At 49.1% G+C, this 15998-nt stretch carries 11 protein-coding genes and 1 tRNA gene; 6 read left to right on the top strand and 6 right to left on the bottom strand.

Features of this window, described 5'->3' with window-relative positions; genetic code table 11:
• Positions 1-17: 17 nt before the first annotated feature.
• The 5 genes from NGM62_RS08195 to NGM62_RS08175 form a co-directional block, all read right to left on the bottom strand.
• On the bottom strand, positions 18-2504 hold the full coding sequence (locus tag NGM62_RS08195; protein ID WP_262247039.1) for a tetratricopeptide repeat protein: 2487 nt from the start codon (positions 2502-2504) through the stop codon (positions 18-20).
• A gap of 15 nt (positions 2505-2519) precedes the next feature.
• Positions 2520-5552: a tetratricopeptide repeat protein gene (locus NGM62_RS08190; RefSeq protein WP_262247038.1), complete on the bottom strand. Its 3033-nt coding sequence runs from the start codon at positions 5550-5552 to the stop codon at positions 2520-2522.
• 148 nt (positions 5553-5700) lie between these two features.
• Positions 5701-6639 (bottom strand): aspartate carbamoyltransferase catalytic subunit, encoded by a 939-nt coding sequence (locus NGM62_RS08185; protein WP_262247037.1) that lies wholly within the window; start codon positions 6637-6639, stop codon positions 5701-5703.
• A gap of 32 nt (positions 6640-6671) precedes the next feature.
• Positions 6672-7223 carry a bifunctional pyr operon transcriptional regulator/uracil phosphoribosyltransferase PyrR gene (gene pyrR, locus NGM62_RS08180; RefSeq protein ID WP_262247036.1) on the bottom strand — a complete coding sequence of 184 codons (552 nt, stop codon included), beginning with the start codon at positions 7221-7223 and terminating at the stop codon, positions 6672-6674.
• 223 nt (positions 7224-7446) lie between these two features.
• Positions 7447-10473 (bottom strand): glycosyltransferase family 117 protein, encoded by a 3027-nt coding sequence (locus NGM62_RS08175; protein ID WP_262247035.1) that lies wholly within the window; start codon positions 10471-10473, stop codon positions 7447-7449.
• 201 nt (positions 10474-10674) lie between these two features.
• Here NGM62_RS08175 and NGM62_RS08170 point away from each other — a divergent pair.
• The 6 genes from NGM62_RS08170 (at position 10675) to NGM62_RS08145 (ending at position 15115) form a co-directional block, all read left to right on the top strand.
• A tRNA-Gln gene (locus NGM62_RS08170) sits at positions 10675-10745 on the top strand.
• 115 nt (positions 10746-10860) lie between these two features.
• Positions 10861-11805, top strand: a complete 945-nt coding sequence (locus NGM62_RS08165; RefSeq protein ID WP_262247034.1) for a ribose-phosphate pyrophosphokinase — start codon at positions 10861-10863, stop codon at positions 11803-11805.
• Between the two features lie 109 nt (positions 11806-11914).
• Positions 11915-12499 carry a 50S ribosomal protein L25/general stress protein Ctc gene (locus NGM62_RS08160; protein WP_262247033.1) on the top strand — a complete coding sequence of 195 codons (585 nt, stop codon included), beginning with the start codon at positions 11915-11917 and terminating at the stop codon, positions 12497-12499.
• 99 nt (positions 12500-12598) lie between these two features.
• A complete protein-coding gene (pth, locus tag NGM62_RS08155; RefSeq protein ID WP_262247032.1) occupies positions 12599-13168 on the top strand; it encodes an aminoacyl-tRNA hydrolase in 570 nt (189 codons plus the stop codon).
• Between the two features lie 119 nt (positions 13169-13287).
• On the top strand, positions 13288-14574 hold the full coding sequence (locus NGM62_RS08150) for a citrate synthase (protein WP_262247031.1): 1287 nt from the start codon (positions 13288-13290) through the stop codon (positions 14572-14574).
• Between the two features lie 175 nt (positions 14575-14749).
• A complete protein-coding gene (locus tag NGM62_RS08145) occupies positions 14750-15115 on the top strand; it encodes a DUF2200 domain-containing protein (protein ID WP_262247030.1) in 366 nt (121 codons plus the stop codon).
• A 21-nt stretch (positions 15116-15136) separates the two neighbouring features.
• On the opposite strand, the gene NGM62_RS08140 is transcribed toward NGM62_RS08145, so the two are convergent.
• Positions 15137-15998: PorP/SprF family type IX secretion system membrane protein (locus NGM62_RS08140; RefSeq protein ID WP_262247029.1), on the bottom strand; the 862-nt coding region annotated here is incomplete at its 5' end.

Genomic DNA, 15998 nt, shown 5'->3' with positions numbered 1-15998 from the left:
ATCCGTAAAAACTCCTATCACTTATTGTTAAACATCTGTAAACGCTCCTCGGCCGTTGGGATAATGTCATCTTCACCCTCATAATTTCCGATGACACTCTCCAAGGTACTTTTTGCCTGCAGACTATCGCCTTTTCCGGCATAGGCATCGGCAAGCAGGATAAAGCTTTTCGCTACCCAGTAGTCATACTGCGACCGATCGTTAATCACGTCGAAGGCACTTTCGATTGCCTTGTCGTATCTTTTGGCTTCGTATTGCAAACGGGCGATATTGTATTGCGCTTCAGCGCCGACCGATTCGTGGCTCTTCAACGCTGCAAGATTCAACTCCTTCGTTGCTTTCGCTGGATCATCCGCTTGGAGCAATACATAACCGGTATAGAGATGGGCTCTGGCAATATCTTCCTCAGCCGATCCATCATACGCGTTAATCAATTCTGCGTATTTGAGTACTTGTTCGGTATCCCCGATTTCATAGTAGCACACCAAGAGGTTATTCAGGGCATACCCATAGCTCGCTTTGTATTCCGATGTGATTTCCAATTTTTTGAGATGCACTATGGCCTCATTATACTGTTCCAATCCGAGATATAAATCTGCTACCGCAAGCAGCGTCTTTTCGGTATACGGGCTGGTCCAATCGTTCAAGATGATATTCAGGTCGTGCAGTGCATCTTCCGGATAGCCAGCGTTGTATAAGCTCACTCCTCGGATGTAACGGGCGTGTTTCTCTTGTGCAGGATTGGGGAATTTGTCAAAATAAGCATTTACAGCTTCTACTGCTGCCTGGTATTGTTTCCGGGAGAACAGCGTCTGGGCTGCCCTAAATGCCAGATTATCCTTTTCAGCATTCGTCAGGTCTCCGAGGTTCGAGCTCGTCGCATAGTCGACATATCCCGACGCATCTCCGCTGTCCAGGTATATATTTTCGATGGAGCGTAGTGCCTGGCGGGCCTCATCTGTGGTGGAATACTCTGCTACTACCCTATTAAATGTAGCCATTGCTGCTTCACTGTCGCCCTTATTATATTGCACCAGGCCTATTGTCATCAATGCGCGGGGGGTATAACTACTGCGCGGATACTTTTCAATCATCTGCCGCAACCCCGAAATGGCTGTATCATAGTCGCCTATCACGAAATAGGTATACGGTATTTCAAAGGCCACATCGTCGGCATAATTCGAATTCGGAAATTGCTCGGTAACCGACCGCAGTGTATTCATCTTTTCCTGGTTGTCACCTTGCAGTCCTTGGATAATCCCGCGTTGGAACAGGGCGTAGTCCTGATTTGGCGCCCCGGTGCTAATCAACCGATCATAATACTGGGTTGCCCGCCCGTAATTGCGTAAGGATAAATACGAATCCCCCAAACGCGCCATAGCGTCATTTCGTATATTCTCTTCCATCGAACTTTTACCGGCCGACAAAAAGAGCTCGAAATAATTGGCCGCGGTGTCAAAGTTACTACTGCGGAATGCCGCATACGCCAGTGCATAGTTGGCATAAACGTACACTTCCGTTTCAGGCGCCGCGGACATCCGGAGGAAACGGGAAAATGCCTCCACCGCTTCCCTATACTTCCGTACTTCGTACATCGCCTCCGCTTTCCAATAGGTAGCCAGGGCAGCTATCAATGGGTCGATAGGGAATCCTTCCGACCTCATAAACAAGGAAATACTGTTTTCAAATGCTCGCTCATTGTAGAATTCCAGTCCACGGTAATATGCCACCTTTTGGTAGATCATATCACCGTCCCTATCCCTGTTGTTGATTAATTCCAGCATATTCACGGCAGCCTCGAAATTGCTCGTGCCTAGCAAGATTTCTGCCAGCAGGGTCTCGGGGGTTTCCGTTTTTTCACTATCCGGCGCCGCAGCCAAGGGTACCTGAGTGACATATTCGCGGGCGGCTTCCAAGGCAACCCGCGGGGAATCCGCTTCAAACAAAAGCTTAGCGTAATTAAACAGGCCATCCACTTTCAATGCTTGGTCAAAGTCCAGTTCCGATGCCTTGACAAACGCATCCTGTGCGGCATATTTATCTCCGGCTGCCATGTAGATATTACCCAACGCTATCAATGAGCCCTGGTAAAAGGCATCCGACTCCTCCAATTGCTTCAAAATGGCAGCTGCCCGTTCATATTCACCGTTCTCGTAGGCCATGTATCCGATCCGGTAGTTATCGATATTGTCTGGCGCTGCATCGGGGTGCCGCTCAAGCAATCTACTGTAATACGGTTTTCTGAATTTGCTCTTTACGAAATAGGCAGTGGCGACACTCCATCGCAGCTCGGTCTCCAGTGTTTGCCGGTCCATGCCCATGTCCGGGCTCCGGCGAACCTTCACAGCATCCTCCAGCATCGGGCGGTAGTCGCGTACCACGTCGATAGAATCGATCGTAACGGGATCCTGTTTCTCCCCTTCCTGCGCATAAGTTATTGCGAGCAAGGCCGAAAAAGCCCCGGTAAGCAAATATCTATAGCCGATCGGTCCTCGCGTTATCATCGCTTGTTTAAACTCTTATCCTTTACTGTTCAACTTAGCCAGCCGTTCCTTGGCCGCCGGGATGATATCATCCTCTCCTTCGTAATTCTCGATGATACTCTCCAAAGTGCTCTTTGCCTGAAAGTCGTCGCCCTTGCCGGCATATGCATCCGCAAGGAGGATAAAGCTTTTGGCCACCCAATATTCATAAGAGCCCAGGTTATTGATGACATCGAAAGCTGATTCGATGGCCTTGTCATAATCGCCCGCTTCATATTGCAACTGGCCAACGCGGTACCGTGCTTCGGCACCAGTCACCGTTTGGCTCTTCAACGCAGCAAGGTTGAGCTCCTTCATCGCAGGCGCCACATCACCTTTCCTTAGTAAAGCCCGGGCAGTATACAGGTGTGCCTTGGCGATATCCTCTTCCGACGAACGATCGTAAGCCTTGATCAAATCCGCGTACTTAACGACCTGCTCCATATCGCCGATTTTGTCGTAGCACAGCATCAGGTTGTTTACCGCGTAGCCATAGTTCGCCTTGTATTCAGACGTCAGCTCCAGTTTCTTCAAATGTACAATAGCTTCATTGTATTGTTCCAACCCAAGGTATAGTTCAGATACCGTGAGCAGTGTGTTTTCTGTGTATTGGCTGGTCCAATCATTCAGGATGATATTGAGGTCGTGCAATGCCTCTTTCGGGTGGCCTGTCCGATAGTAACTTACGCCCCGGATGTACCGTGCATGTTTTTCCCGGAGCGGATTCGGGAATTTATCAAAGTAAGCATTGATGGCTTCCACCGCTCCCTGATACTCTCCTCTGGCAAACAATGTATGTGCCGCTTGGAAGGAAAGATTGTCCTGCTCCTCTTTGGAGAGGTCACCGATATTGGCGCTTGTAGCGTAATTGATGTATCCCGAGGCATCCCCACGCTCCAGGTAGATGTTTTCGATGGAACGCAGGGCCTGCCGGGCTTCATCGGTAGTAGAATGCTCCTCCACTACCTTCCTGAACGTAGCCATGGCTGCCTCCGTCTCGTCGTTGTTATACTGCACAAGGCCGATCGTCATCAGTGCACGCGGTGCATAACTACTGCGGGGATACTGCTCGATCATCCGTTGCAAACCATCGATGGCCGTTTCATAATCGCCCATCGTGAAATAGGTGTATGGCACCTCAAAGGCAACATCGTCGGCGTAATTGGAATTCGGAAACTGCTCCACTACGGCCCGCAATGTACTAAGTTTCGCCTCGTTGTTGCCCTGCAGTCCCTGGATAATACCACGCTGGAAGAGCGCATAGTCCTGGCTTTGGGCCTTACTGTTAATCAACCGGTCATAATACTGCATCGCCCGACTGTAATTGCGCATCGAAAAATACGAGTCGCCCAACCGGGCAATCGCATCATTGCGCACGTTGGTCTCGATAGCATTCCCACCGGTTGAAAGGAAACGCTCGAAGTAATTGGCGGCGGTATTGAAACTATTGTTACGGAACGCGGCATAAGCCAACGCATAATTTGCATAACTGTATACATCCGTTTGGCGGGCAGCAGGCATCCTTAGGAAACGCGAAAACGCCTGGACCGATTCGCCATATTTGCGCACCTCATACATCGCCTCCGCTTTCCAATAGGTCGCCAACGCTTCGATACGTGCATCGATAGGGTATTGTTCTGACCTCATGAACAGGGAGATGCTGTTCTCGAAAGCGCGTTCATTATAGAATTCGAGCCCCCGGTAATACGTAACCCGCTGATAGGCAGCATCGGCCTCCGGCCCCCGGTCTTTAATAGATTCAAGGATATCCACCGCGGCACGGTAGTTACTGGTGCCGAGAAGCGTTTCGGCGTATAGCGTTTTTGCCTCTTCCAGTCTTCTCGTATTAGGGTAAGTGTCTAAGTATTCCTTGGCTGCTTCCAACGCCACCTGGTGAAACTCAAGCTCGGACGACAGTTTTGCATAGTTGAACAACCCCTCTTCCTTCAGCGCGGGATCAAAGTCGAGCTTCGAGGCCCTGAAAAATGCATTGCGTGCGCTTTGTTTATTACCTGTTTTCAAGAATGCGTCGCCCAATGCGATCATCGCGCTTTGATAATAAGCATCCGGTTCTTCCATTTTCTCCAATTCCGAAATCGCACGCTCATAATCGCCCGTTTTGTATGCGATGTACCCAATCTGGTAGCTATCCTGATTATTCTGGGTCCGGCCACGGTCGTCCGCTTGGAATTTATCGTAGTATGCAGATGCGTTTTCAAAATCGTTTTTAGCGAAATAGGTAGCTGCTATAATACGGAACATGTCGGTCTCGTGGGCCTGTTTAGTCTGCTCCAAAATCGGCAACGCATAATCTAGTACGTCGTCATACCGGTTATCAAGGTAATAAAGCGCTGTAATGTAATACGGGTACGTTGCTTCGTACGTTTTCGAACCTTTCAGTTTTTCAAACTCTGCCAGCGCAACCTTGAATTCCCGGTCCAGGTAGCATAAATAAGCATAGTAGTAGATAGATGCTTCCTGGTATATACCGCCTTCATCCTTCAGTTGTCCGAAGAGTGGTTTCGCCGAATCGTAATCGTCCGTCATGAAATACGAATACGCCATCTTATACCGGAATTCTTTACTCTCCAAGCCAGCCAGGTTCCGGCTATCCAATTTGGTAAACCACTCGAGTGCGCGCTCGTAATCTTTCTTGGCAAAATATGATCGCCCCACTTGGAAGTAAGCGGCTTTAGCATTGGCACTTGCCGGGTAATCTTTGATATAACGCAAGAATTGGCTCTCCGCATCCGATTCGCCAAGTTCCAAAGCACATATAGCCTGGTAAAAACGAGCGTTTTCTTTCAGCAGGGACAATTCGACATGTTCATCCTGTTGCAATGTCGACTTTATCCGGATAGCTTCTACCTGATCAAAATGTTTAGCGGCAGCCGCATATTTCCCTTTCTCAAACAACTCCATCCCCGTTTTGTATGCCTGGTTCACTTCCTGCCAGGCACTTTGCTGCGCTAACGCAACCGACGAAACCAAACTGAACGCAACAACTAACTGATAAATCCGATTAAACATGCCGTCAAATTATGCTACTGTTTCTATTTTTTATGCAAAGTTAGGGCCATAAAATACACCTCACCCAATTTAACCCGCTAAATTAGCGGGAAACGCTAGAGTTTTCCTCAAAAGTTGTCCACAAATGTTGATAACGTACTGCGGCGCCCTATCCTCGCTTACCAGCGAGGAGGTATAGCACAGCCATTCGGATAGCAACCCCGTTTTCCACCTGATCTAAAATAATGGAATGGTGGCTGTCGGCTACGTCACTCGTGATTTCCACTCCGCGGTTGATCGGCCCCGGGTGCATGATGGTAATTTCCTTATCGAGCGAATCGAGTATTTTTTTATTCAGACCATAAAGCATGGAGTATTCCCGCAACGACGGAAAATATGCAATATCCTGCCGTTCTAACTGGATACGTAGCATATTCGCCACATCGCACCATTTCAATGCTGCGAGCAAGTCATATTCTACCTTCACCCCTAAAGAACCGATATACCTGGGTATTAAAGTGGTAGGTCCACACACCATCACTTCCGCACCCAATTTACGCAGGCACAGGATGTTAGACAATGCCACGCGTGAATGGAGGATATCCCCGATAATAGCAACTTTCTTACCCGCTACGTCTCCAAGCCGCTCCCGGATCGAGAACGCATCCAGCAAGGCTTGTGTCGGGTGTTCGTGGGCACCGTCGCCCGCATTCACCAGCTGGGCGTTCACGTGTTTGCTCAAGAAAACACCGGCACCGGGGTATGGGTGGCGCATCACGATCATATCCACCTTCATGGCCAATATGTTATTCACCGTATCAATAAGCGTTTCACCCTTGCTTACCGACGAAGAGGACGCCGCAAAGTTGATGATATCTGCAGACAACCGCTTTTCAGCCAATTCAAAAGACAGCCTCGTACGGGTGGAGTTCTCGAAAAACACATTCGCTATCGTGATATCACGTAATGAAGGTACTTTTTTGATCGGCCGGTTAAGAACATCCTTGAAATTGTCGGCAGTCTCGAAAATAAGTTCGATATCGGTCGCCTGGAGATCCTTGATTCCCAACAGATGATTGGTACTCAGTTGCCTTGGTGATGCTGTCATTTTTTATCCGAGGCACCATCGCTTTGATGGCGCTAATTATTCCTTTCTGTCAATAATTCAATCCGATCGTACGAATCCACTTCATTCCAGCTGACAATCACCCGCTGCGAGTCGATGGAATCCACTTGGATGCCGATGTAGTCGGGTTCAATGGGTAGCTGCCTTGAAAACCGGCGATCTACCAATACCAATAACTCGATCTTCTCCGGCCGGCCAAATGCCTGCAATGCATCCATGGCAGCACGTATGGTACGCCCTGTCCACAGCACGTCATCCATCAGAATGACCTTTTTCCCTTCTACGATAAAATCCATATTTGTACTGCTGGGCACAAGCAAGCCACTATCTTTCCGCCGGAAATCATCGCGGAAAAAAGTGATATCCAGTTCGCCGTAAGCAATATTCGGCAAACCAGGTATCTGCTGTAACTCTTCAACAATCCGGCGGCCCAAGTAGATACCACGGGGCTGGATGCCAACAATAACGGAATCGGAAAAATCACCGTGGTTTTCGATCAACTGGTGGCACAGCCGCTGGATGGTAATTTGGAACTTTTGGCCTTCCAATAAAATGGATCGTTTCATCTGAGCTGAACTTTCAAATTGAACACGGGATACGGGTGCAAAACTACTATATTTTTTTCACTAATAGGGCTGCTACAGGGATATTTTTCACGCCATGGCAGCCGGTCCCACAGTCGGCCATCTACGTCGAACACAACCGGTTCCCGGGCCCGTAATACCCCGCCACTTCCCCTCCAGCCGCTATGTCGGCTAGGCCCCGACGCCCTCCTCAATACCGGATCAACTATGGGCTAGTCGGCAATCCGCCGAAAAAACGTGTCTCATATTGGCTGAAAACATCCGATACGCGCGCTGCCAACTCATCCTCGCCATTTTCTTGCGCTGCTGCTGCGAACCGATTCAGGGTAAACATACTGGATTGGATATTCTGCATCTCCAAGTTCGGCTTGGTTTCGGCTATTGCGGCATAGTATTGGAGCTGGCCTGCCAAGTAATCGACATTCCGCTCAATCAGCGCATTCGCCTTGTCGTTCTCCCCGACGGCATACAGGTTCTCTGCGACGAACGAATATCCGTACGAGTCCATAATGCGGTAAATACGTTCCGGCATGTACTCCAAAGCATTGTTCAACAGTTCTTTTGCCTGCTCCTTTTTACCGGATGCGATGAGTGCTTCGGCTGGCATAGCATATATATTATTCAATATCAAGCTAATCATCCGATAGGATTCCGGATCGATATATGAAGCATCCTTGATATTGCCCCACACATATTTGTTCATCGCATTGTCATAGACCGCTTCCGCATTCACCAGCCCCTGCGACGTATTGGGCTGCATAGCTATCGGCATCAGCCGAAGGGCAAACCCTTCTGAAACGAGATAGTCGTCCAGTCCCATGAAGTTTTCACTCGGAACCGTACTGGCGAAATAAACCGGCCGCTCCCATTTATTGTTGACCAAAATCGACATAATAGCCAATTCTGCCCGCGATACGTAATTTCGGTTATACGTCCACTGCATAACGTCTGTGATACTGTCCTGCCAGGCTTCCGGCACCACATCATTTCCGATAACAGCTTCCTTATCGATTGTTAACCGCAAGTTTTTGGTAGGCAGGAAATTTTCCGGCTGTTCGCTTTGCATCGGCCGCTTATCGTTCGGGTTGTCCGAAAGCATGAGTGCCACGATGTCTTTCAATTCCACTGCCCCGGGGATTTTGGCATCCTGATAATAAATAACATCGCGCACCCCTTTTACGTACTTTTCCTCAGGGATGTTGATCGGTAGCCCGTCGGCCTCGTTCACCTTCTTCGTCATCTGGCGTACGTACCAATCAGCGCTGAGCAAGCTTAGGTTTACCACCCTCACATCTGGGCGAACATTTTCTACCTCCTGTGCGTACCACAGCGGGTAGGTATCGTTATCACCATAAGTAAATAAAATAGCATTAGGCGCACAAGACTCCAGGTAGTTTTTGGCGATGTCGCGGGCAAGGTATTTTTGCGAACGGTCATGGTCGTCCCAACCATCGTTGGCAAGGATAATAGGCCCGGCCAGCAGACCGATGGCCGTTGCCACGCACGCGGCAGCTTTCCCGTTGAGCTTCTTTAGCCATTCGCTGATACCGATCACTCCCAAGCCGATCCAAATGGCAAATGCGTAAAATGATCCCGCATACGCATAGTCGCGCTCCCGGGGCTGCAGTGGGTTTTGGTTGAGGTAAAGCACGATTGCCAATCCGGTGAAGAAAAACAATAAGCCCACCACACCAGCGTCTTTCTGACGGCGTTTGAAATGCCAGAAGGCACCGATCAGCCCCAATATGAGTGGCAAGAAATAAAAGCGGTTGTGCGAGGGGTCAGACTTCAATGATTCGGGTAGTGCATTCTGTCCACCCACATGCAATTGGTCGACAAACTTGATGCCGCTGATCCAATTGCCAGTGGTGAAGTCGCCATGACCCTGCTGGTCATTCTGCCGGCCTACGAAATTCCAAAGGAGATACCTGCCATACATATGCCCCACCTGGTAGCTGAAGAAGAAACGCAGGTTATCGCCGAAGGTCGGCTGTTCATTCTCACCGAGGTTCAGGTAATTGCGGTAATATTGCTGATGCGACGTCTCCCGGCTACTGTGGATACGCGGGAATACGGTCTCCCGGTCGTACACATAGTCGAAGTTGCGCCCCGCCACTTCATATTTTTCCGCACCCTTACGGTAGATGTTACTTCCGTAATTTATATCAATAGGTCGCGAATCAAAGTAAGGCCCTTTTATAAGGGGGTTATCGCCGTATTGTTCGCGGTTGAGGTAGCTGAGAAATGAAAATGCATTATCGGGGTCGCTGTTATTCAACGTCGGGTCGGCTTTAGCCCTGATAAGGATCATGGTGAATGAGCTGTAGCCAAATAAGATGAATGCAAATGATAAGAGGATAATATTAAGCAACGGTTTAACCTTTTGGATGGAATACCATATCCCATACGCCGTTCCGCCGAGCACCAACAGTGCGAACACTACTACACCGGTACCGAAGCCCATGCCCAATGTGTTCACGAAAAACAAATCGAAATAAGCGGCAAACTTAATAAGGTATTGGATAATCCCCCACAAGACGATGGCTACCACCACACAGCCGATGAGCAATGCTTTGATAGCCCCTCCACTGGCAGCTTGTTTTGTGCGGCGGAAATAAATAACCAGTGCAATGGCTGGGATAGCCAAGAGATTCAATAAGTGTACACCTATGGAGAGCCCCATGATATACGCAATGAACAATAACCACTTATCTGCACGGGGTTCGTCGGCGTGTGCTTCCCATTTGAGGATGGCCCAGAATACCACCGCCGTGCAGAGTGACGACATCGCATAGACTTCCGACTCAACTGCAGAAAACCAAAAGGTATCTGTGAAGGTATATGCCAATGCTCCGACCGCTCCGGCACCCATAATCTGGATTAGCCCTGCTTGGGAAAGTTCCGTCCCCGGCTTCCATACCACTTTCCTTGCTAATGCGGTGATGGTCCAAAATAAAAACAAAATGGTGAGTCCGCTGGATACAGCCGAACCAATATTCATCCAATAGGCTATCCGCTCCGGATTGCCGAAAGCAAGGTTCGAAAAAACATTCTGTAGCATCAGGAAGAGCGGGGCACCCGGCTGGTGTACGATCTGCATCTTATAAGCGGAAGCGATAAACTCGCCCGTATCCCAAAAACTGGTGGTCCGCTCCACGGTCATTACATAGACAATCATGGCGATCAAACCACACACCCAACCCAAAATGTTATTGATTTTATTGTAGTTCATATCATTTTTCGCGTACGTTCCCTGAAAATTCACGCCCCGAAAATAAAGAATAGTCTGATAAGAGCGACATAATATTTAGATTTTTAACACATTGTGCATGCAATCAGGGCATTCTACTAAAAAACAAAATATTTTTGCATTAATTATTCCTTCCTCCTATATTTGCAAACCCATTCGAAAGGGTGGTAAAACAGTTCGGATTGCCCGATAGTATAATGGTAGTACGACAGATTTTGGTTCTGTTTGTCTAGGTTCGAATCCTGGTCGGGCAACAAAAAGAAAATTACGGATTGTCACTTGGCAATCCGTAATTTTTTAACGTATATTTATCGCAAGAATATTACAATACCCCAATCCATTGCTGACCCTCAAAACAACTACAACACCATGCCATTGCAATTCAATCCGGTGAAGCTCTTTTCAGGCACCGGCGCTATCGAATTAGCCAAAAAAATAGCAGTCGCCTACGGCAAAGACCTCGGCGAAATGACCGTTTCGCGGTTTAGCGACGGTGAAATCCAGCCATTCTATAATGAATCGGTCCGCGGATGCGACGTGTTCCTCATCCAGTCGACAAACCAGCCGAGCGACAACTTGTTCGAGCTGTTATTAATGATCGATGCTGCCAAGCGAGCCTCGGCACATTACATCACCGCGGTAGTACCGTATTTCGGATTCGCACGCCAAGACCGCAAAGACAAACCCCGTGTGGCCATCGGCGCGAAAATGATCGCCAACCTGATTACAGCCGCCGGCGCACACCGTTTCATGACCATGGACCTCCACGCGGCACAGATCCAGGGGTTTTTTGACATTCCGGTAGATCACCTGGATGCATCGGTGATTTTCGTACCGCACATCAAGTCGCTAAACCTCCCCAACCTTACCATCGCCTCACCGGATATGGGCGGTTCGTACCGCGCACGCACATTTGCGAAATATTTCAACGCCGAAGTCGTCATCTGCGACAAGCAGCGCAAACGGGCAAACGAAATCGAGTCCATGTCGATCATCGGCGATGTGACCGGCCAGGATATCGTATTGATTGATGACATCTGCGATACGGCCCGCACGTTATCCAAAGCGGCATCCCTTATTATGGAAAATGGTGCCGCCAGCGTACGCGCCGTATGTACCCACCCCGTCCTTTCGGGCGAAGCCTACGATACGATCGAAAAATCGCAGTTGACCGAACTGATTGTCACAGATACCATCCCTCTGAAACGTCAAAGCGAAAAAATCAAAGTGCTTTCAACAGCCAGTCTATTCGCGAGTGCGATCAAGAATGTCAATGAACATGGCTCCATCAGTAATCTATTCAAAGTGGACTAACGCTATAAATTAGCGTGGAGCTACAGGCGGACAAAACTTTAACGGATTCGTTTTCGAAATATGAAAACATTGCATACCTTTGCATCCTCAATTTTTTAAATAAAAAACAATGAAATCAATTGCTATTAGCGGTTCTTCAAGAAAGAACGTAGGGAAACGCGACGCGAAAGAGCTGCGCTACCAAGGTAAGGTACCAGCAGTACTCTATGGTGGGAAAGAACAATACCACTTTTCTGTGTCCGCAACTGATTTGAAGCCGGTTATCTATACACCGGATGTTCATTTCGTCGACCTCGACATCGAGGGTAAAAAATTCAAGGCGATCCTACAAGACGCCCAGTTCCATCCACTTACCGACCAAGTGCGCCATGTTGACTTCCTGGAGCTGAGCGACGGTAAAGAGGTTGCGTTGAACATCCCCATCAAACTTGTTGGTGTTTCACCCGGGGTTAAAGTTGGTGGTAAATTAGTCCAAAAACTCCGCAGCCTACGCGTTAAAGCACTCCCGAACAATTTACCGCAATACATCGAGGTAAACATCGATACCCTTGAGGTAGGCAGTTCCGTCCGTGTGGAGGATGTGCAAGTTGAAAACGGCAAAGTACTCAACAATGGTGACGATACCATCGTATCGGTTATCATGTCACGTGCGTTGCGCCAAGCAGAACAAGAAGCCGCGAAGGCTACCAAGTAAGGTTCGGTAATCAACATAGGAAAAATAGAAGAGCATCAGCCCATCACGCTGGTGCTTTTTTAATTGGTAAAACACAAATAATTGTATGTTTGCACGGATATGGCTTCAAAGAAACAGTTGATTGTCGGCCTCGGTAACATCGGCCACGAATACGCAGACACCAGACACAACATTGGCTTCATGATTGCTGATGAACTGGCCAAGCAGGCGGACGCTAGTTTTTCCACCCTACGATACGCTTACTATACCGAATACCGCCAGCGTGGCAACAGCGTTTACCTTATCAAACCCACCACCTACATGAACCTGAGCGGCAAAGCGGTCAACTATTGGATGCATGAATTAAAAATCCCCTTGCAAGACGTATTGGTCATCGTCGATGAAATTGCACTACCTTTTGGCAAGATCAGGCTCCGTCCCAAAGGCAGCAGTGCCGGACACAATGGATTGAAGAGTATCGAGGCATTGTGCGGCGGGCAAGGGTACCCACGGCTCCGCTTCGGCATCGGGAGCGATTTCCCGAAAGGCCGCCAGGTCGATTACGTACTTAGCGGTTTCGATGACGATGAACTTGCAGAACTGCCGGCCCTTATCGACCGCTCCACCCAAATCATCAATAGCTTCATCAATATCGGCGTAGATCTGACAATGTCGCAGTTTAACGGATAACGAGGAACGACAGGCCTTACACAGGGCCTCGTAATGCAGGTAAATTAAGCGTCATTTACGGCATAATAAGTTGCATATAAACGCTAATTTATCTATGTTTGCACTTCATCCAAAAAAATATGTCAGAAAAAGCTTCCATATCAATAAACGGTAAATCTCACGAATTACCCGTCATTACGGGTACGGAAAACGAACAGGCCATCGACATTTCGAAACTGCGTGACGTAACGGGTGCAGTTACGCTCGATCCCGGTTTCAAGAATACCGGTGCCACGCAAAGTGCGATTACTTTTTTGGATGGTGAGAAAGGAGTATTGCACTACCGCGGGTATCCGATTGAGCAGCTTGCGGAGCAGTCTACGTTTTTGGAAGTGGCCTATTTGCTGATATATGGCGATTTGCCGGCGCCCGACACATTGACAGATTTCAGGGCCAAAATCAGCAGGCACACGCTCATCCACGAAGATATGAAGAAATTCTTTGACGGTTTCCCGTCGAAGTCGCACCCCATGGGGCAGCTTTCTTGCCTGGTGGGGGCGTTATCTGCTTTTTATCCCGAATCGCTCGATCCAAACCCCAGTGAGGAAGAAGAAAATCTGACTATTATGAAGTTGTTGGCAAAAATGCCAACCATCGTATCGTGGATATATAAGAAATCACTAGGCCATCCGGTAATATACCCGCGTAATGAGCTCAACTACGTCCACAACTTCATGAACATGACCTTCGGCCAGATTACCGAAGACACCAAAATAGATCCTGCCGTTGTCCGCGCCATGCACAAACTGCTGATCTTGCATGCCGACCACGAGCAGAACTGCTCGGCATCTACAGTACGCATCGTTGGCTCCTCAAATGCCAACCTTTATGCTTCCATATCTGCGGGTATCTCGGCCCTTTGGGGCCCTTTGCATGGCGGCGCGAACCAAGCCGTTATCGAAATGCTCGAAAACATCCGTAAAGACGGTGGGAACAGTGCCAAGTGGATTGCCAAAGCAAAAGATAAAAAAGACCCTTTCCGCCTGATGGGCTTCGGGCACCGCGTATACAAAAACTTCGACCCCCGAGCCAAAATCATCAAGCAGGCGTGTGATGATGTACTGGAGAAACTGGGCATCGACGACCCGGTATTGGATATCGCAAAAGAACTGGAAGAGGCAGCACTGAAAGACCAGTATTTTGTAGACCGGAAGCTTTACCCTAATGTCGACTTCTATTCGGGTATCATTTACCGGGCACTGGGTTTCCCCACCGATATGTTCACCGTACTTTTCGCATTGGGACGTTTACCCGGCTGGATTGCACAGTGGAAAGAGATGAAAGCGAACAAGGAGCCGATCGGACGTCCCCGGCAGATCTATACAGGTAGTACAAGACGCGATTACATTCCGCTGGATAAGCGGTAGGTGATACGGTGAAGAACCGTTATCGTTTAAAAGGTGCTGTTGTTCATTAACAACGCTCCAAAGCTCATGAGCAAAACTTCATAGCTAATCAACGATCGCCCTCACCCATACATGGAACCATTTGCGTATATCAATAAAAATCTGGAAATTTAAACCTGAATCAAATGGATAATCAATGGCTAACAAGGCAGACAATTTACAGCAGGTATACAACATGTCGTTTGCAAGTGTTTATCCCCATTACCTTAACAAAGCCGAGCGGAAAGGCCGAACCAAGGCTGAAGTAGACGAAATCATCCATTGGCTTACCGGATACGACGAACGAAGCCTAACGCAGCACATCAACGACAAAACCAACTTTGAAACGTTCTTCAACCAAGCGCCGCAAATCCATCCAAATGCATCAAAAATCACGGGTCTGATCTGCGGCTACCGGGTCGAGGAAATCGAGGAACCCTTGATGCAAAAAATCCGTTATTTGGACAAGTTGATCGACGAGCTGGCCAAAGGAAAGGCCATGGAGAAAATTCTACGAAAGTAATCACCTGCCCGACCAACGACGTCAAAGCAGTCCGGCACCCGCGGCAAATCGATAGCTCAGCCCGATTTCGTGTGTTGTGTTGTTGATACGCCTGTTCAATGGTTCACTGCCCGGATTGAACTGATAGCTGTAACCCAAGCCGAAACGCGGGAAATTGAATTGTGCCATGCCTGCAATCTCCCCATACGTGCGCACGTTTGCGCCGATGCCGAACACCTCCTTGACGAAGAACATCGCCGAGGCTTCCGCCTGTGGCCGCAGACTTTCGGAGTAGGTAACCAGTAATGAGGGCCGGAACTGGAAGTCTGGCCCCAGGTGGAAGAGCGCCCCGGCGGTGAGGTGGTAAACGTTGGTAAATTGATACCGGCTGTCGCCGGTCAACCCGAGGTTACCCAGCATCAATCGGGGCAGCGATAGGCCCACATAGTAGCGCTCCGGGCGGTACAGCATCACGCCGAAGCCCACCAACGCATCCGTTTCCCGGATGTCCTCCTGGAACGCCGGATCCATGGGGTCCAGCTGTGAAAAGCGGCCGTCGAGGTAGCTGAATCCCGCATTCAGCGACAGCCCCAGGTATTCGTTTTCGGAAATCCGGACCGACTTGGCGAAAAACACACTCGCTTCGGTCAGTTTTTCCACGGCAAGGCTTTCATGCCGGATGTTCAGCCCCGCCGTCGATCCGATTCCTTCGAACCCGATATGTCCGCTGCCCCAGAATACCGTTGGCGCGCCTTCGATGCCCACCCATTGCCTCCGGCCGATTACTGATACCTCGCCACCCAGCTGCATCAGGCTTGCGGCAGGGTTCACCACCGTGCGCAGCTGCCCGTGTTGCGTATGTGTGAGGGGTTGCTGTGCGGGTAACTCAAGGCTCACAAATAAC

Source organism: Parapedobacter soli (assembly GCF_025460835.1).
Taxonomy (GTDB): Bacteria; Bacteroidota; Bacteroidia; order Sphingobacteriales; family Sphingobacteriaceae; genus Parapedobacter; species Parapedobacter soli.
The sequence above is the reverse complement of the archived record's forward strand: the minus strand, read 5'-3'. Positions and strand labels throughout refer to the sequence as shown.

Excerpts from the sequence above, each read along its gene's own strand:
- NGM62_RS08190 (WP_262247038.1), bottom strand. The coding sequence starts at position 5,552 with ATGTTTAATCGGATTTATCAGTTAGTTGTTGCGTTCAGTTTGGTTTCG.
- NGM62_RS08185 (WP_262247037.1), bottom strand. The coding sequence starts at position 6,639 with ATGACAGCATCACCAAGGCAACTGAGTACCAATCATCTGTTGGGAATC.
- NGM62_RS08145 (WP_262247030.1), top strand. The coding sequence starts at position 14,750 with ATGGCTAACAAGGCAGACAATTTACAGCAGGTATACAACATGTCGTTT.
- NGM62_RS08165 (WP_262247034.1), top strand. The coding sequence starts at position 10,861 with ATGCCATTGCAATTCAATCCGGTGAAGCTCTTTTCAGGCACCGGCGCT.
- pth (WP_262247032.1), top strand. The coding sequence starts at position 12,599 with ATGGCTTCAAAGAAACAGTTGATTGTCGGCCTCGGTAACATCGGCCAC.
- NGM62_RS08150 (WP_262247031.1), top strand. The coding sequence starts at position 13,288 with ATGTCAGAAAAAGCTTCCATATCAATAAACGGTAAATCTCACGAATTA.
- NGM62_RS08175 (WP_262247035.1), bottom strand. The coding sequence starts at position 10,473 with ATGAACTACAATAAAATCAATAACATTTTGGGTTGGGTGTGTGGTTTG.
- NGM62_RS08160 (WP_262247033.1), top strand. The coding sequence starts at position 11,915 with ATGAAATCAATTGCTATTAGCGGTTCTTCAAGAAAGAACGTAGGGAAA.
- pyrR (WP_262247036.1), bottom strand. The coding sequence starts at position 7,223 with ATGAAACGATCCATTTTATTGGAAGGCCAAAAGTTCCAAATTACCATC.
- NGM62_RS08195 (WP_262247039.1), bottom strand. The coding sequence starts at position 2,504 with ATGATAACGCGAGGACCGATCGGCTATAGATATTTGCTTACCGGGGCT.